Origin of the sequence: Pseudomonas sp. 22072 (genome assembly GCF_052046095.1) — a bacterium.
Taxonomy (GTDB): Bacteria; Pseudomonadota; Gammaproteobacteria; order Pseudomonadales; family Pseudomonadaceae; genus Aquipseudomonas; species Aquipseudomonas paracarnis.
This window is the reverse complement of the sequence record NZ_JBQEQE010000052.1, coordinates 1-16,362: the sequence shown is the minus strand read 5'-3', so window position 1 is coordinate 16,362 and position 16,362 is coordinate 1. Positions and strand designations below refer to the sequence as shown.

At 63.2% G+C, this 16,362-nt stretch carries 14 protein-coding genes; 2 read left to right on the top strand and 12 right to left on the bottom strand.

Translation table 11 applies throughout. The features are described 5' to 3' along the window. Positions 1-250: 250 nt before the first annotated feature. From ACTJLA_RS26490 to ACTJLA_RS26435, 12 genes are all read right to left on the bottom strand, one after another. On the bottom strand, positions 251-1,654 hold the full coding sequence (locus ACTJLA_RS26490) for an amidase (RefSeq protein WP_089042204.1): 1,404 nt from the start codon (positions 1,652-1,654) through the stop codon (positions 251-253). Beyond that, a complete protein-coding gene (locus tag ACTJLA_RS26485; RefSeq protein ID WP_089042205.1) occupies positions 1,651-2,919 on the bottom strand; it encodes a Zn-dependent hydrolase in 1,269 nt (422 codons plus the stop codon). The genes ACTJLA_RS26490 and ACTJLA_RS26485 overlap by 4 nt, the downstream gene beginning before the upstream one ends. 13 nt (positions 2,920-2,932) lie before the next feature. Beyond that, complete coding sequence (locus ACTJLA_RS26480) at positions 2,933-3,628, bottom strand: ABC transporter ATP-binding protein (RefSeq protein ID WP_003192343.1); 696 nt, start codon at positions 3,626-3,628, stop codon at positions 2,933-2,935. After that, a complete protein-coding gene (locus tag ACTJLA_RS26475) occupies positions 3,628-4,377 on the bottom strand; it encodes an ABC transporter ATP-binding protein (RefSeq protein ID WP_014719039.1) in 750 nt (249 codons plus the stop codon). The genes ACTJLA_RS26480 and ACTJLA_RS26475 overlap by 1 nt, the downstream gene beginning before the upstream one ends. Beyond that, positions 4,374-5,384: a branched-chain amino acid ABC transporter permease gene (locus ACTJLA_RS26470; RefSeq protein ID WP_072446163.1), complete on the bottom strand. Its 1,011-nt coding sequence runs from the start codon at positions 5,382-5,384 to the stop codon at positions 4,374-4,376. Before ACTJLA_RS26470 ends, ACTJLA_RS26475 begins: the two co-directional genes overlap by 4 nt. 1 nt (position 5,385) lies before the next feature. Next, positions 5,386-6,246 (bottom strand): branched-chain amino acid ABC transporter permease, encoded by an 861-nt coding sequence (locus ACTJLA_RS26465; protein ID WP_003192337.1) that lies wholly within the window; start codon positions 6,244-6,246, stop codon positions 5,386-5,388. Between the two features lie 57 nt (positions 6,247-6,303). Next, positions 6,304-7,506: an ABC transporter substrate-binding protein gene (locus tag ACTJLA_RS26460; RefSeq protein ID WP_089042206.1), complete on the bottom strand. Its 1,203-nt coding sequence runs from the start codon at positions 7,504-7,506 to the stop codon at positions 6,304-6,306. 236 nt (positions 7,507-7,742) lie between these two features. Next, positions 7,743-8,510 (bottom strand): FadR/GntR family transcriptional regulator, encoded by a 768-nt coding sequence (locus tag ACTJLA_RS26455; RefSeq protein WP_034127984.1) that lies wholly within the window; start codon positions 8,508-8,510, stop codon positions 7,743-7,745. A 112-nt stretch (positions 8,511-8,622) separates the two neighbouring features. Further along, positions 8,623-9,378: a hypothetical protein gene (locus ACTJLA_RS26450; protein ID WP_057975027.1), complete on the bottom strand. Its 756-nt coding sequence runs from the start codon at positions 9,376-9,378 to the stop codon at positions 8,623-8,625. A gap of 107 nt (positions 9,379-9,485) precedes the next feature. Beyond that, positions 9,486-10,898, bottom strand: a complete 1,413-nt coding sequence (locus tag ACTJLA_RS26445; protein WP_314550353.1) for an efflux transporter outer membrane subunit — start codon at positions 10,896-10,898, stop codon at positions 9,486-9,488. Further along, positions 10,891-12,861, bottom strand: a complete 1,971-nt coding sequence (locus tag ACTJLA_RS26440) for a MacB family efflux pump subunit (protein WP_057974970.1) — start codon at positions 12,859-12,861, stop codon at positions 10,891-10,893. Before ACTJLA_RS26440 ends, ACTJLA_RS26445 begins: the two co-directional genes overlap by 8 nt. 1 nt (position 12,862) lies before the next feature. Continuing rightward, positions 12,863-14,032: an efflux RND transporter periplasmic adaptor subunit gene (locus ACTJLA_RS26435; protein ID WP_314550350.1), complete on the bottom strand. Its 1,170-nt coding sequence runs from the start codon at positions 14,030-14,032 to the stop codon at positions 12,863-12,865. Positions 14,033-14,358: 326 nt separating this feature from the next. On the opposite strand from ACTJLA_RS26435, the gene ACTJLA_RS26430 reads away from it, so the two are divergent. Continuing rightward, the gene (locus ACTJLA_RS26430; RefSeq protein ID WP_057974968.1) at positions 14,359-14,841 is read left to right on the top strand and encodes a sigma-70 family RNA polymerase sigma factor; all 483 of its coding nucleotides are present in this window, start codon (positions 14,359-14,361) and stop codon (positions 14,839-14,841) included. A 119-nt stretch (positions 14,842-14,960) separates the two neighbouring features. After that, a complete protein-coding gene (locus tag ACTJLA_RS26425) occupies positions 14,961-16,298 on the top strand; it encodes a lysine N(6)-hydroxylase/L-ornithine N(5)-oxygenase family protein (protein ID WP_072446159.1) in 1,338 nt (445 codons plus the stop codon). Positions 16,299-16,362 lie beyond the last annotated feature (64 nt).

Below are 16,362 nucleotides of genomic sequence, written 5' to 3'. Positions count from 1 at the left end.
GCATCCCTGCCGGTTTACCCCCCAAATCCCTGTCGAATTCCGGCCAGCGTGGTTTAACGGGGCGCCTGAGATCAAGATCAAAAGCAGATCAAGAGCAAGATCAAGAGCGGCTCGCTTTGCATCGTGGTTACCGTTGGCTGCTACAACCTACAAAATTGTGTAGAAGCTGCGACGGCGGTATGTCAGAGGCCAATGTGCTGACTGAACCAGCGCTATCGCAGGCAAGCCAGCTCCCACAGTTGTAGGTATTTCAGGTCGGGATTTTCGGTGTGTGCAAGTGCGCTGTGGGGAATGCCTGTGCATACGCGTGACACACCCTAAGTACCTGCTCATCGGCAAACCGCGCACCCACCACATGCAAGCCCACCGGCAAGCCATTTGCCGCCAACCCACAGGGCACTGACGCCGCCGGTTGTTGGGTAAGGTTGAACGGGTAGGTGAACGGCGTCCATTCCATCCACTCAGTCATTCCCGAATCCGGCGGTACGTTGTGCCCGGCTTCGAACGCGGTGATCGGCATCATCGGTGACACCAGCACATCGTAATGCTCATGGAAAGCTGCCATCCGTGCAACCAGCGCCGCCCGGGCTTCCAGGGCTGCGTTGAAATTGTCCAGGCTCAAGCGCTCGCCCCGTTGCGCAATGCGTAGCAGCCCAGGGTCCAGCAGTTGCTTTTGCGCCTCGCTCATCGTGCCGGTCAGGCGAGCGGCACCGGCGGCCCACAAGGTGCTGAAGACATCCAACGGGTCGCTGAAGCCAGGGTCGATCTGCTCGACATGGGCGCCCAGTTGCACCAGGCCCTGCACAGCCTGATCCACCACCTGGGCAACTTGCGGGTCGACTTTCACATAGCCGAACGTGGGGCTATAGGCGACACGCAACCCTTTCAAGTCCGTCCCTGGAACGAGCCAGGGCGTGGTTCGCGGCGCGCCGATCAAGCCGTCCCGTGCATCCGGTCGCGCCACGGCTTGCAGCATCAGCACACTGTCTTGCACGGTGCGCGTCATCGGCCCCAGGTGCGACAGGATCGTCATGGAGCTGGCCGGCCATTGCGGCACATAGCCGAACGTCGGCTTGATCCCGAAGGTGCCGGTAAACGCACAGGGAATACGGATCGAGCCGCCGGCGTCGCTGCCCTGGTGCAGCACGCCCAGGTTCAACGCCGCTGCCGCACCGGCGCCCCCGGACGAGCCACCGGCGGTGGTGCGCGTGTCCCACGGGTTGCGGGTGATGCCGTACAGCGGGTTGTCGGTCACGCCTTTCCAGCCGAATTCCGGAGTGGTGGTCTTGCCCAGCAGCACCGCGCCGGCCTTGCGCATGAAGGCCGAGAAGGGCGCGTCCACGTCCCACGGGCCCTCGGCACTGGAGGTGCGTGAGCCTTTGCGCGTGGGCATACCGACTGTCAGCGTGAGGTCCTTGATCGACGCCGGCACGCCATCCAGGGCGCCGCAAGGTTCGCCCTTGAACCAGCGTTGTTCCGACGCCCGCGCAGCGTCCAGGGCGCCTTGCGGGTCGACATGGCAGTAAGCATTCACCACCGGGTTGTAGCGCTCGATGCGCAGCAACGCGTCTTCGGTGACCTCCACGGGCGACAAGGTCTTGTCACGAAAGTGTTGCAGCAGTTGCACCGCCGTCAATTGGCCGATCTCACTCATGCTTGAACTCCCTGCGCCGCGTTGACCATGGCGCGCAGCAACACCGCGCAGCCTGCGGCCAGATCATCCGGCGCGGCGTTTTCGATTTCGTTGTGGCTGATGCCGCCTTCGCACGGCACAAAGATCATCCCGGCCGGGCCCAGTTCAGCGACGAAGATCGCGTCATGCCCGGCGCCGCTGACAATGTCCATATGGCTCAAGCCCAATGCCTGGGCAGCCTCGCGCACGGCATTGACACAGGCCGGGTGGAAGTCCAGCGGCGGGAAGTCGGCGGTGGGCGTCAGTTCAAACGTCAAGCCGTGGCGGGCGGCCGCGTCTTCGATCACTGCGCGCACTTCATCGACCATGGCTTGCAGCTTGTCGACGTGCAGGTGACGCAGGTCGATGGTCATGTGCACCTGGCCGGGGATCACGTTGCGCGAGCCAGGGTGCAGGTTAAGGCAGCCGACGGTGCCGCAGGCGTGAGGCTGATGCTGATGGGCGATACGGTTGACCGCGCTGACCACCTCGGCAGCACCCACCAGGGCATCCTTGCGCAGGTGCATGGGCGTAGGGCCCGCATGCGCCTCTACGCCGGTGAGGGTCAGGTCGAACCACTTCTGGCCCAGGCAGCCCATCACCACGCCCAGGGTAATCGCCTGGTCCTCCAACACCGGGCCTTGCTCGATATGCGCCTCGAAATAAGCGCCCACCGGATGGCCCAGCACCGCACGGGCACCGGCATACCCGATACGCTGCAATTCGCTGCCCACCGACAGGCCTTGATCGTCGAGCTTGTCGAGGGTCTCCTGCAAGTCGAACTTCCCGGCAAATACCCCGGAGCCCATCATGCACGGCGGGAAGCGCGAGCCTTCTTCGTTGGTCCACACCACCACTTCGATGGGCGCCTGGGTTTCGATCTGCAAGTCATTGAGCGTGCGGATCACTTCCAGCCCGGCCATTACCCCGTAGCAACCGTCGAACTTGCCGCCGGTGGGCTGGGTGTCGATGTGGCTGCCGGTCATGACCGGGGGCAGGGCGGGGTTGCGTCCAGGGCGCCGCGCGAAAATATTGCCGATGGCATCCACACTGACGCTGCACCCGGCGGCCTCGCACCACTGCACGAACAGGTCGCGGGCCTGGCGGTCCAGGTCGGTGAGGGCCAGGCGACACACGCCGCCCTTGGCCGTGGCGCCGAGCCGGGCCAGGTCCATCAGTGACTGCCACAAGCGGTCGCGGTTGATCAGCGGGGCATTGCTCTGGAGCGGTTGCGCAAGACTGTTCATCAGGAATCTCCACTCAGGCACTCAAGGCCAGGTAACGGTTTTTGATCGTCGGGTCGGCGCGGAAGTCAGCGGCGCTGCCCTCGTACACCACACGGCCCTGTTCGAGCACGTAATGACGGTCGGCGAGCTTGTCGCAGACCATCAGGTTCTGTTCCACCAGCAACACCGGCAGGCCCTCGTCCTTGACCTTGCGCAGGATCTTCACCAGCTCGTCAACGATCACCGGGGCCAGGCCCTCGGTGGGTTCGTCGAGAATCAGCAGCTTGGGGTCGTTCAGCAGGGCGCGGGCGATGGCGAGCATTTGCTGTTCGCCGCCGGACAACGCATGGCCGGCGTTTTTGCGCCGTTCCTTGAGGCGCGGGAACATGGCGTACACGTCTTCCAGCTGCCAGCGGCTGTGCTTGCGGGCGGCGATGCGCAAGTTTTCCTCCACCGTCAGCAGGCGGAAAATCCCGCGGTTTTCCGGTACCAGCGCCAAGCCCTGGCGCGCAATTTCAAAGATCTTTTGCCCCACCAGCGCCTGGCCGTTGAAGTGGATCTGGCCCTGGCGCGGGCAGATGATGCCGAGGATGCTGCGCAGGGTGGTGGTCTTGCCGGCACCGTTACGGCCGAGCAGGGTCACCAGTTCGCCGGGGTTGACGCTCAGCGACACCCCCTCCAGCACATGGCTTTTGTCGTAGTAGGAATGGATATTCTCGACGATCAGCATCAGGCAGCCTCCCCAAGATAGGCAGTACGCACACGTTCATCGGCGCGCACGAACTCCGGCGTGCCTTCCACCAGGATCTGCCCATGGCTCATCACCGTGATGCGCTGGCTGATGGACATGACGATGCTCATGTTGTGTTCGATCAACAGCACCGTATGGTCGCGCCCAAGATCGCTGATCAGTTGGGTCATGATCGGAATATCGTCGATGCCCATGCCCGAGGTGGGCTCGTCGAGCATCAACAGTTTGGGTTTGGAGCAGATCGACATGCCCACCTCCAGCACCCGTTGCTGGCCGTGGGACAACTCACCGGCCAGGGTGTCGGCGCGTGCCGTGAGTTGCAGGCGTTCCAGCACCTGGTCGGCCATCTCCAGGTGTTCGCGCTGGCTGTCCACCCGACGCCAGAAGTTCAAGGCACGCGAGCCATCGCGGCCTTGGGCGGCCAGGCGCAGGTTTTCGCGCACGCTGAGGTTCTGGAACAGGCTGGTGAGTTGGAACGAGCGCGCCATGCCCAGGCCGACGCGGCCGTGGGCGGGCTTGCGCATCAGGTTCTTGCCGTCGAAATGGATCGCCCCGGCGGTGGCCTGGCGTTCACCCGTCAGGCAGTGGAACAGGCTGGTCTTGCCCGCGCCGTTGGGGCCGATGATGGTGTGGATGGTGCCGGCTTCGACCTTGAGGTTGACGCCATTGACCGCATGGAACGCGCCGTAGGCCAGCTCCAGGTTCTGGGTTTCCAGCAAGATACTCATAGCCCGTCCTCCTTGGCGACGACCGCGGGTTTGCGCGCGCCGCGCACCTTCTCGAATAGCGACGCGAGGCCGCCCCACAAACCGCCGCGCATGAAGATCACCACCAGGATCAGGATTGCCCCCAGCAGCATCAGCCAGCGCGGCCACAGGTCGGAGAGAAAGTCGCCCAGCAGCACGATGGAGCCGGCGCCCAGCAGCGAGCCGAACAGCGAGCCGGTGCCGCCGACGATGGTCATGATCAGGATGTTCTCGGACATTGCCAGATCGATATTCGACAGCGGCACAAAGTGCAGCAGCATGGCGTACAGCGCCCCGGCAATCCCGGTGACCGCACCGGACAGCACGAACACCAGGATCTTGAAGTGGCGCGTGTCGTAGCCGATGGCCGAGGCGCGGGTTTCGTTCTCGCGGATCGCCATCAGCGTGCTGCCAAACGGCGAAGCGATGACCCGGCGTGCGCCGATGAAGATCAGCAGGAACAGCACCGCGACAAAACCATAGAAGGCACGGGCATCGGCCAGGGACAGCAGCACGGTGTCGCCCACACGAATTTCCGGGCGCGGCACGCTGAGCAGGCCGTTGTCGCCGCCGGTCCAGTCGCTCAGGGTGTAGGCGACGAAGTACGCCATCTGGCTGAACGCCAACGTGAGCATCACGAAGTAAATGCCCGTGCGCCGAATCGCCAGGGCGCCCACCAGCAGCGCCAGGAAACCACCGGCAATCGCCGCGCCGAGCAACGCGGTGAACAGGCCCAGTTGCAGGTGGATCATCAACAGCGCCGCACAATAAGCACCGGCACCAAAGAAGATGCCTTGGCCGAAGGACAGCAGCCCGGTATAGCCCAGCAGCAGGTTGCAGGCGAGGGCGGCCATGGCAAAGATCAGGATCTCGGTGGCCAGGGTCGCCGAGGGCAACACCAACGGCAGGCCGATCAGCACGGCCAACACCCACAGCAACATGGCTCTGGATTGGGTCTTGGCAAACGGCAGCGGGTTTTTATCGCTCATGTCAGGCTCTCCCGAACAGGCCATAAGGGCGTACCAGAATCACCACGGCCATGGCGCCGTAGATCATCAGGCTCGCACCCTGGGGCCAGAGTGTGGTCATCAGGCTTTGCACCACGCCCACCAGCAAACCGCCGACCAGCGCACCGCTGAACGAGCCCATGCCGCCGATCACCACCACCACGAAGGCGATGCCCAGAATCTCCGGGCCGACAAAGGGCTGGGCGCCGCGCAAGGGCGCAAACAACACCCCAGCGACACCGGCCAGGGCGACGCCGAGGGCGAAGGTCATGGAGAACAGGCGGAAAATATTGGTGCCCAGTAGCGACACGGTTTCGGTGCTTTCACTGCCAGCGCGCACCAGAGCACCGAAGCGCGTACGTTCCAGCAGCAGCCACAGGCCCAGGCCCACCAGCCCGGAAAACACGATAAGGAACAGGCGGTAGTAGGGGTAGACGAAATCACCTACCACCAGCACGCCGCGCAACAGTTCCGGCACGGCGACGCTTTTGCCCACCGGCCCCCAGATCATCACGCTGGCTTCCTGGATGATCAGGGCGATCCCCAGGGTCACCAGAATCTGGAACATGTGTGGCAAGTGGTAGATGCGCTGGATCAGCAAGCGCTCGATCACCCAGGCCAGCGCGGCCACCACCAGCGGCGCGATCAGCAGCGCCAGCCAGAAGTTGCCGGTGAGGCTCACCGCGGTGTAGCAGATGTAGGCGCCGAGCAGGAAGAACGCGCCGTGGGCGAAATTGACGAAGTTGAGCAGGCCGAAAATGATCGTCAGACCTACCGCGATCAGGAAGTAGATCATCCCCAGCCCAAGGCCGTTGAGAATCTGGAACAGGTACAAATTAAGCATGCAGGCACCCTCCGCAGACGGCCGCTTGCACGGCCCTGCGCGACAAAAGTTAAGCGGTCAGCCGAGCGTGCAGCCTGTCGCCTCGACTGCGGGGAACGATTGGCCAGCGCTGAGCACTTTGGCCAGGTCGTCCTTGTCAGCCATGTCGCCGCTGGCCTTGCCGATCAGCAGGTAGTAGTCCTTGATCACCTGGTGGTCGCCGGCGCGGATCGACTCCTTGCCGGTCGGGCCTTCGTAGCTCAAGCCTTGCAGAGCCTTGGCCACGGTCGGGCCATCGAAGCTGCCAGTGGCAATGATGGTGTCGAGCATGACTTTGGTGCTGATGTAGTCGGCGGCCAGCGGGTAGGTGGGGTTGATGCCGTACTTGGCCTGGGTCAGCTTGACCAGTTCACGGTTGAGCGGGGTGTCGACCTGGTGCCAGTACTGTGCGCCGAGGTACACGCCCTCGAGCACATCGCTGCCCAGTTCCTGGAACTGATCCAGGCCGGCAGACCACACCAGCAGCACCTTCATGCGCTCCTTGATGCCGAAGTTCACGGCCTGGCGCAGGGTGTTGGACGATTGGCTGCCAAAGTTGAGCAGCACCAGCACATCGGGCTTGGTGGAAATGGCGTTGGTCAGGTAGCCGGAGAATTCCTGTTCCTGCAGCGAGTGGTAGCTGTTGCCCACGTGTTCCAGGCCATGCTCCTTGAGCACGTTTCTGGCGCCTTCGAGCAAGGCTTCGCCGAATACGTATTGCGGGGTGATGGTGTACCAGCGCTTGGCGTCCGGCAGCAGCTTGATCAGCGGCACCATGGTTTCGCGTATCGCGCCGTAGGTGGGCACCGACCAGCGGAAGGTCGCCTTGTTGCAGTCCTTGCCTGTCACTTCATCGGCGCCCACCGGGGTCATGAACACGCCGCCGACCTTGTCCACTTCCTTGGCCACTGCCAGCGCGGAAGATGACAGCGTGCATCCCTGGAAGAACCGTGCGCCGTCCTGCGCGATGGCCTCCTGCACCTTGCGCACTGCCTTGCCGGCGTTGCCTTCGGTGTCGATGACCTTGTAGTTCAGTGGGCGGCCGAGCAATTGGGCGTGTTGCTGCACCGCCAGGCGCGAACCCATGTCGGCAAATTTGCCATAGCTGGCAAAGGCGCCAGACATGGACTTGAGGCCGTAAAAGGTAAAGGGCTCGGCGGCGAATGCCGAACGCACGCTCAGCGGAAGGCTGAGGGCGGCGGCCGCGGTGAGGCTGGCTTTCAATAACGTACGACGCTGCATGGGGTGACTCCCTGGTTTAGTTATTGGCAGGAGCGGCAAGGGCGATACGGTGGAGCAAGGGCCTGTGGGCAGGCTTGTTATTGGGTAACTCGATTTCGCGGGTGAACGGGGTCAACTGTGGGAGCTGGCTTGCCTGCGATGGCATCGACTCGGTCCCCTGTAACACCGAGGCGCCCGCATCGCAGGCAAGCCAACTCCCACATTGATCGGGTTCCCACATTGGATTGTTGGCGTGTTTAAGGGTGGTCGAACTCCAAGAGGAAATGCGGGCTCACTTGGCCTTCCAGCGCGGTCATATGGTGTTCGGCATCGCACATGTGTTCATGCATCAAGCTGCGCACCGCGCTTTCGTCCCCGGCGCGAAAGGCGATCAGCAGTTGCTTGTGATAGTCGAGGTTGGCCGCGTCGAACTGCTTGCGTTTGGGCTTGTAGGCTTTTTTCAGCACCACCAGGTCGCGCAGCAAGTCATTGAGAAACTGCGCCATGAAGCTCAGCAGCGGGTTGGGGCAGGCCCGGGCCAGCAGGTTGTGGAACTCCAGTTCCGCCAGGCGCTGTTCGCGCTGGCCGGCTTCGCTGTCTTCAGGGGCGCTGCAAAAATCCACATTGGCTTGCAGGGCGGTGTAATCGTTTTCGCTCAAACGCCCGAGCACCGACACCGCCAATTCCACTTCGATGACCTTGCGCAGTTGGTAGACCTGCTCGCCGTCCAGGTGCTGGAAGTGCAAGTAATTGCGCAAGGCGCGGCTGGCCGGCTCGGTGCCGGCCTGGTTCAAGTAAGCCCCGCCGCTGGGGCCGGTGCGCGTGCTCACCAGGCCCTCCACTTCCAACGCCTTGAGCGCTTCGCGTGCCGAACCCTTGGAACACTGGAAGCTTTCCATCAGCTCGCGTTCGGTGGGCAGGCGGTCGCCGGGCTTCAAGGCGTCGGTGACGATCGAGCGCTTGACCGACTCGACAATCACATCGGACAGCTTCTGGCGTTTGCGGCGTAGCGGGCGAGTCAGCATGGCGGTGATTTATCGTATTAATGCGGATAAATAGCACTTAATAACGATTGGGGAAGTGCGTCAACGCAGGCTGTCGTTTTTGGTGGCAAGAGGTCGTAAATGCGTGGGCTACTTACTCCCAGGCGCTGAGGTCGAGACAGCGCGTGGACGCCGGCGGTTGTCTACCATAGGCGAGAAAATCCCCCAGCCAGCGGTTGACGCAGCCGTCGGCGCCTGCGCGCGCCGACTCCTTGAGCAAGAGTTGCTCGACACCGGTGGCGACTGCTTCGCCAGGCTCGGCATTGATCAGCACCATGCGCCCGACACGCTCGGGAAACAGCGTGCCGTAGCGGCTGCCGAGGCGGGTGGCAGCGGCGTTGCCCAGGTAGTTGAGGCGCGCCTCGTCAAGTTGCCCGCGCACGAATTCCATGTCCCGCGCGGCCTGTTCCACGGCATTGCCCTCGCGCAGGTCGCGGGCGCTCAGCTCGATGACGTCATACCGGTCGACCAGGGTGCGATAGGCCTGGGTGGCAAGCGACTCCCAGCGGCTGGCGAGGTGAAGAACGAAAGGCGCGTCCTTGGCCTGGAGGGGTTCGCCGGCCTGGATGAACACGACACCTTCACGGTTGAGCGGTTGCCGTGCGCCTACCCGTGTCACGCTCAAGCTTAGGCGGCCGCGCTGGGGTGCGGCATGGTCGCGGGGGACGTTGACCAGGCCGCATTGGGTGCGGCCAACCACTTGCGGGTTCAAGTGCGCCGTCGTGGTGAGGGGGCAGTCCAGCAGCCAGTCGATTGCGGTGGGGGCGATCAAGGGCTTGGCCAGCGCCAGGTTCGGTATCAACCAGCAGCCAATGCAGGCCAGGCCTTTTACAACAACGCTGGGTTTCATCATGAGGTCCCGGGCTTCCGTGTGATAACGGCTTTTTTACCAAGGACCTTGAGGTGGAGAATGTAGGGTGAAGAAACAACTCGTGTATGAAATATGAGTTTCGTTTATCAGATGTTGGTTTTCCAGCCACCGCCTAATGCCTTGTACAGGGCGATGCTGGCTTGTAGGCGCGACAGGCGCAGTAGCACGTTCTGGTCCTGGGCGCCGTACAAAGTGCGCTGGGTTTCCAGCACCGTGAGCAGGTCTTCGGCACCGGCTTCGTAGCGGCTCTGGGCAATCTGAAACGCGGTCTGCACCTGTTGCAGCTCCTCGCTTTGCCACTGGCGTTGCTGGTCAAGGCGGGTGATGCTGCTGAGGGCTTTTTCCACATCGGCAAAGCCATTGATGATCGCCCCGCGGTAGCTTTGCAGCAGTTCATCCTGGCGTGCCCGAGCCTTGTCGCGCTCGGCGCTCAGCCGGCCATTGTTGAAGATTGGCGCCATCAGGCCCGAGGTCAGGGTGTAGAAGGGGCTGCGCAAGACCTCTTGGGCCTTGTATGCGCCAGAGCCGAGGGTCGCGCCCAATGTCACTGAAGGCAGCATCGCTGCACGGGCCACCGTGACATCGGCACGGGCCGCTGCCAACTGGGCTTCGGCCTGGGCGAGGTCGGGGCGCCGGCTCAATAACTGGCTCGGTACACCGGGCCCGATACTCGGCCAGGTCAATGCCTGGAAGGGTTCAGCGCCCAGGTCCAGGGCCTGTACGGGTTGACCAAGCAAGGCGGCCAAAGTGATTTGCGACTCTTCGACCGATTGCTGGATCAGCGGCAATTGCCGTTGCTGGCTGGCCACCAGGCTCTTCTGTTGAGCCAGTTCCAGGGCCGTGGCGGAACCGGCGTCGTGGCGGGTCTGTACCAGGTTCAGCACATTGCGTGCATTGGCCAGGTTGAGCTCGGCAATCTGCAGGCGCTGGCGTGCGGCCAGGGTTTGCGCGTAGCGGTCGGCGACATTGCTGAGCAGGGTCAGCTCCACGTTGGCCTGATCGAACTCACTGGCATGCAGGCTCTGCACGGCGCTGTCGCGCGCAGCGGCGCGGCCCCCCCAGAAGTCGATTTCATAGCTGGCGGTGAGGCTGGCGTCATAGCTGTTGACGGTCCGGTTGCTTTCGGTGGCGTCCAGGTCCGAGTTGCCGCTGCCGCGCAACAGCCTTTGCCGGCTGGCGGTGAGGTTGAACTTCAGTTCCGGCAGCAGCGGTGCGCCGGCAATCACCGCCGTGGCCTGGGCCTGACGGACCCGCGCCATGGCGGCTGCTACGTCGAAACTGTCACGACGGGCCTGGTCGATCAGGCGGTTCAACGCCGGGCTGCCAAACTGCGTCCACCAGCGCTGGTTGATGGCTTGGGTCGCTTCGCGTTCTGCATAGTGCCAGGTGGCGGGCGTGGCGAGGCCGCTGTCGATGGCCGGCGGGTTAGCGCCACAGGCCGTGAGCAACAGGCACACACTGAACGCTGACAGTTGTGGAGTGAGAGATCGTTTATTCACTGGTCAACGCCTTAACCGGATCGAGCCGGGCAGCTTTACGGGCCGGCATGAAGCCGAATACGACGCCGGTGACCAGCGCACAGCCAAACGCGCCGAGCACCGCCACCAGGGAAAACTGCACCGCCACTTCAGCCAGCACCAGCACGCCGCCCACCAGCAATGCCAGGGCAATACCGAACAGGCCGCCGACCACCGAGAGCATCACCGCCTCGGTGAGGAACTGGCGCAGGATGTCGCGCTGGCGCGCCCCGGTCGCCATGCGGATGCCGATTTCACGGGTGCGTTCGCGCACGGTCATCAACATGATATTCATCACGCCGATGCCGCCCACCAGCAGGGAGATCGCCGCAATCGAGCCGAGCATCAGCGACAGGGTGTTCTGGGTGCGGGCTTCGGCCTGAATCATCGCGGCATTGTTGGTCAGCTCGTAGTCGCGCTTGCCGTTGTGCAGCTTCAGCATCAACTGGTCGATGGCGCGTTCGGCTTCATGCACCTTGCGTGCATCGGTGGTGGCAATCGCCACGTATTCGGGGTTGTAGCTGCCGAACAGGCGGACACTGGCGGCGCTGTAGGGAATGGCGACACGGTCGTCACTGTCCTTGTTGCCGGAGCTTGAGCCTTTTTCCGCGAGCACGCCGACCACCTGGAAGGGGACGTTCTCGATCAGGATGTACTGGCCGATAGGGTTGGCCACGTCCTTGAACAATTTTTGGCGGATGCGCGCGCCGATCACGGCGACCGTGGCGGCGGCGCGTTCGTCGGCCTCGGTGAAGTAGCTGCCCTCGACCACCGGCCAGTTGAAGATCTCCGGGAAGTTGGTGTCGTTGCCCCCCACGTAAGCCATGTAGTCGACGTTGCCGAAGCGCACTCCCGCGTCGGTGCCGTTGACCGGCATGATGCGCTTGACCTGAGGCAGCGTCGCCAGGGCCGCGACATCGTTGAGGGACACGATACCCAGCGGCGTACGCGGGTTGGGCGAAGACCCGCTGAGGTAGATGATATTGGAGCCGAACGCGCCCATCTGCGCCATGACCTGGCGCTTGCTGCCTTCGCCCACTGCCAGCATCACCACCACCGACGCGACGCCGATGATGATGCCCAGCAGCGTCAGCGCCGTGCGAAAACGGTTGATCCACATCACTCGCCAGGCGGCCTGCACGGCGTCCAGCAATTCGGCTTTCCAGGCACCATTGTGCTCGGCGCCGTCGACCAGGCGTTGGCGCAGGTCCACGGCGTGCAAGGCGCCGGCCGCCACGCTGGGCGTGGCCGCGCGGGTGTCAGCCGAATCGCTGATGATCTGGCCGTCGCGAATCTCGATGATGCGGTTGGCTCGCGCCGCCACTTCACGGTCGTGGGTAATCAGAATGACCACATGGCCCTGGCTCGCCAGTTCGTCGAGCAAGGCCATGACCTCGGCGCCGCTATGGCTGTCGAGGGCGCCGGTAGGTTCGTCGGCGAGGATGATATGGCCGCCGTTCATCAGGGCGCGGGCGATGGACACCCGTTGCTGTTGCCCACCCGACAGCTGGTGCGGCCGATTGCCGGTGCGCTCGGCCAGGCCCAGGCGGGTGAGCAGGGCGCTGGCGCGGGCATGGCGTTCGGCGGCGCTGATGCCGGCATAGATCGCCGGCATCTCGACGTTTTCCTGGGCGGAGCCTGAGGGAATCAAGTGGTAGCCCTGGAACACAAAACCGAAGGCTTCGCGGCGTAGCCAAGCCAGCTCGTCGCTGCCCAGGTGGGCGACGTTTTCCCCGGCGAACAGGTAGTCGCCCTCGGTGGGGCGGTCGAGGCAGCCGAGGATGTTCATCAGCGTCGATTTACCCGAGCCCGAGGCGCCGACAATGGCGACGAACTCGCCGGCATGGATCGACAGGTCGATGCCGCGCAACACATCGACCTGCGGGCTGTCGCCGCCGCCGTAGGATTTGCGGATGCCTTTGAGTTCAATCAGGGGCGTGGTCATTTCAGCCCCCATGGCTATCAACCGGGCCGATCAACAGGTGGTCGCCCTCGTTCAACCCCTCGAGCACTTCCACCCGCAGGCGGTCGCTGATGCCCAGGCGCACTTCACGGTCTTCGATGGCTCCGTTTTTGGCAACCACCCGGGCGATTTGCGCTGCGGAGCCGGGCACGCTTTGCAAGGCGGCGACGGGTACGGAGAGGGCGTTCTTGACTTGGCTGGCGACGAAAAAGACCTGGGTGGTCATCTCGGCCATCAGCGCGTTGTCGGCGTTGTCCACGTCCAGCAGCACCGTGTACAGCACCACTCGGCCAGTGCCGCTCTTGCTGGTGCTGCTCGGGCTGCCGCTGCCCTGGGTTTCGTTCAAGGGCTTGGGCGGGATCGGCAGGATTTGGCGCACGGTGCTGGTCCAGCGCCGGCTGCCACCGCTCAGGGTGGTGAAATACGCGCTCATGCCGGGTTTGACATGGCCGATGTCGGCTTCGGAGACTTCCGCCCACACCGTCATGGGCGACAGCTTGGCGATGCGCAGGATCAGCGGGGTTTGCTGTTGCGCGTTGAGGGTCTGGCCGACGCGTGCATCCACGGCCACCACGGTACCGGTCATTGGCGCGTAGATGCGCGTGTAGCCCAACTCGGCTTCGTCGCTGCGCAGGCTGGCCTGGGCCTGGCGGATCTGTGCCTGGAACATCTGGACCCGCGCCTGGGTCGCGCTGAGTTCCGCCTTGGCGGTCTGCACGTCTTCCTCGCGGGTGGCGTTGCCGGCACTCAGGCGCTGCTGACGCTGGTACTTCTGATGGGCCAGTTGGTGCTGGGCTTTCTGCTCCTGCAACTGGGCCTGCAGGTTTTCGATGGCATAGCGGCTGGCGTCGAGCTTGGCTTTTTGCGTGGCGGGGTCGATCTCCACCAGCAATTGGCCCTCTTGGACCTGGTCACCGGCCTCGACGTGGATTTTGCGGATCTGCCCGGAGGCTTGGGCGCCGACGTCTACGTAACGTCGCGGTTGCAGGGTGCCCAGGGCGGTGACGCTGTTTTCGATGTCGGCGCGGGTCACGGTGACGGTGGCCAGGGCGTCGCGGCCCGGCGTCAGGCCCTGCCAGGTGGCAAACGCAACGATGGGAATCAGGCACGCCACCACAAGCAGGGCGCGTCGGGCAGGTCGAGGGCGTTTCATGGGTAGCTTCCAGCCAGGAAAGTTCGGGGCGCAGTCGCGCAGAGCTGACAGGTAAACGAGGAAAATGCTCCGGAATTTAGGCTGTTACATAAGTAGTTACAGCGCGAATTGCGAAAAAAACCGACCGCTGATGAGAGAGTTCTTTAAAAGTAGATGAGAATTACTATAAATTGCACACACTCAAACTGCCATCATCGGTGATGGCAAAACCGCCAATGATTGCGGGCGCATCCAGGTAAGGGGATGCGCTCTTGGGTTTTTCGCGAGCAAGCTCGCTCCTACAGGGGGCTGGGTGTCGTTTGTACCAAGGCCGTGGGTCAGGAGTCATGTTGGAAAACTACTATCGCGAGCTGGTGTGTTTCCTCAACGCCAAGCTGGGCAACCGTCAGGTGGCCGAAGATGTGGTGCATGACGCTTATGTGCGGGTGCTCGAGCGCGCAAGCGACACCCCGATCGAACAGCCCCGCGCTTTTCTGTACCGCACCGCCTTGAACCTGGTGATCGACGGCCATCGGCGCAACGCCGTGCGCCAAACCGAGCCCCTGGAGGTGCTGGACAGCGAAGAGCGCTTCGCCGCCTGTTCCCCCCACGCCAGCCACGATCAGGGCCAGCGCCTGGAGATGCTCGAGCGCGCCTTGGCCGAGCTGCCGGTGGCCTGTCGCGATAGTTTCCTATTGCGCAAGCTCGAAGGCCTGTCCCATGTGCAAATCGCTGAACGCCTGAACATTTCCCGCAGCCTGGTGGAAAAACACATCGTCAATGCTATGAAGCACTGCCGGGTGCGCATGCGCGAGTGGGAAGCTCACTGAGCGGCTGTTAGTTAAATTTTATTTCACTGTCCTCGTTTCCTATCAACACACGGCCTGTTGTTCAGGCCATGAAGGTATTCCCGCCCCACCGCCATGGGGCTTATCCAGAGGACACTGGAATGACACAGGCAATTGCTTCGCCCGCGGTTCATGACCTGATCGGGATCGGTTTCGGCCCTTCGAACCTGGCGCTGGCCATCGCCCTGCAGGAGCGTGAAAAGGCCCAGGGCAAGCTGGACGTGCTGTTTCTCGACAAACAAGCCGACTACCGCTGGCACGGCAATACCCTGGTGACCCAGAGTGAACTGCAGATTTCGTTCCTCAAGGATTTGGTGACCCTGCGCAACCCCACCAGCCCGTACTCCTTCGTCAACTACCTCAAGGCCCACGACCGCCTGGTGGACTTCATCAACCTGGGCACCTTTTACCCTTGCCGCATGGAGTACAACGACTACCTGCGCTGGGTGGCGGGGCAGTTCCAGGCCCAGGCCAACTACGGCGAGGAAGTGCTGGCCATCGAGCCGATCCTGCATCAGCAACAGGTCGAGGCGTTGCGCGTGATCTCCCGTGATGCCCAGGGCGAGCAGCATGTGCGCACCACCCGTTCGGTGGTGGTCAGCGCCGGCGGCACACCGCGCATCCCCGAGGCATTCAAGGCGCTCAAGGGCGATAGCCGGGTGTTTCACCATTCCCAGTACCTGGAGCGCATGGCCAGCCAGCCGTGCGTAGACGGCAAGCCGATGCGCATCGCCGTGATCGGCGGCGGCCAGAGCGCGGCCGAAGCCTTTATCGACCTCAATGACAGCTTCCCGTCGGTGCAGGTCGATATGATCCTGCGCGGTTCGGCGCTCAAACCGGCCGACGACAGCCCGTTCGTCAACGAAGTGTTCTCGCCGGCCTTTACTGACCTGGTGTTCCAGCAAGTCGGTGCCGAGCGTGAGCGTTTGGTCGCCGAATACCAGAACACCAACTACTCGGTAGTGGACCTGGACCTGATCGAGCGAATCTACGGGATTTTCTACCGCCAGAAAGTCTCCGGCATCGCCCGCCAGGCGTTCCGCACCCTGACCGTAGTCGAGAAGGCCACCCCAGGCCCGCTGGGTATCGAACTGGCCCTGCGCAATAGCGCCACCGGCGAAAACAGCCTCAACCATTACGACGCGGTAATCCTGGCCACCGGCTACGAGCGCCAGATGCACCGTGAACTGCTGGCGCCGCTGCAAGCCTACATGGGCGACTTTGAAGTGGCCCGCGACTACCGCATCGTCACCGACGAGCGCTGCAAGGCTGGCATCTACATCCAGGGCTTCAGCCAGGCCAGCCATGGCTTGAGCGATACCTTGCTGTCGGTGTTGCCGATTCGGGCGGATGAGATTGCGGCGTCGTTGTATGCGCTGGACCATCACCGTGGCAAGGCGCGTTCGGTGCAGGACTTGCTGCTGGCAACCGCCAGCTGACCGATCCCCTTATTGTGGCGAGGGAGCTTGCTCCCGTTCGGGTGCGTAGCGCCCGCAAGCTTTT

What these genes read in the sequence shown, in the direction of transcription:
- ACTJLA_RS26455 (WP_034127984.1), bottom strand. Translation starts at nt 8,510, where the DNA reads ATGCTGACTCGCCCGCTACGCCGCAAACGCCAGAAGCTGTCCGATGTG.
- ACTJLA_RS26440 (WP_057974970.1), bottom strand. Translation starts at nt 12,861, where the DNA reads ATGACCACGCCCCTGATTGAACTCAAAGGCATCCGCAAATCCTACGGC.
- ACTJLA_RS26425 (WP_072446159.1), top strand. Translation starts at nt 14,961, where the DNA reads ATGACACAGGCAATTGCTTCGCCCGCGGTTCATGACCTGATCGGGATC.
- ACTJLA_RS26435 (WP_314550350.1), bottom strand. Translation starts at nt 14,032, where the DNA reads ATGAAACGCCCTCGACCTGCCCGACGCGCCCTGCTTGTGGTGGCGTGC.
- ACTJLA_RS26450 (WP_057975027.1), bottom strand. Translation starts at nt 9,378, where the DNA reads ATGAAACCCAGCGTTGTTGTAAAAGGCCTGGCCTGCATTGGCTGCTGG.
- ACTJLA_RS26475 (WP_014719039.1), bottom strand. Translation starts at nt 4,377, where the DNA reads ATGAGTATCTTGCTGGAAACCCAGAACCTGGAGCTGGCCTACGGCGCG.
- ACTJLA_RS26460 (WP_089042206.1), bottom strand. Translation starts at nt 7,506, where the DNA reads ATGCAGCGTCGTACGTTATTGAAAGCCAGCCTCACCGCGGCCGCCGCC.
- ACTJLA_RS26470 (WP_072446163.1), bottom strand. Translation starts at nt 5,384, where the DNA reads ATGAGCGATAAAAACCCGCTGCCGTTTGCCAAGACCCAATCCAGAGCC.
- ACTJLA_RS26485 (WP_089042205.1), bottom strand. Translation starts at nt 2,919, where the DNA reads ATGAACAGTCTTGCGCAACCGCTCCAGAGCAATGCCCCGCTGATCAAC.
- ACTJLA_RS26480 (WP_003192343.1), bottom strand. Translation starts at nt 3,628, where the DNA reads ATGCTGATCGTCGAGAATATCCATTCCTACTACGACAAAAGCCATGTG.
- ACTJLA_RS26490 (WP_089042204.1), bottom strand. Translation starts at nt 1,654, where the DNA reads ATGAGTGAGATCGGCCAATTGACGGCGGTGCAACTGCTGCAACACTTT.
- ACTJLA_RS26430 (WP_057974968.1), top strand. Translation starts at nt 14,359, where the DNA reads ATGTTGGAAAACTACTATCGCGAGCTGGTGTGTTTCCTCAACGCCAAG.
- ACTJLA_RS26465 (WP_003192337.1), bottom strand. Translation starts at nt 6,246, where the DNA reads ATGCTTAATTTGTACCTGTTCCAGATTCTCAACGGCCTTGGGCTGGGG.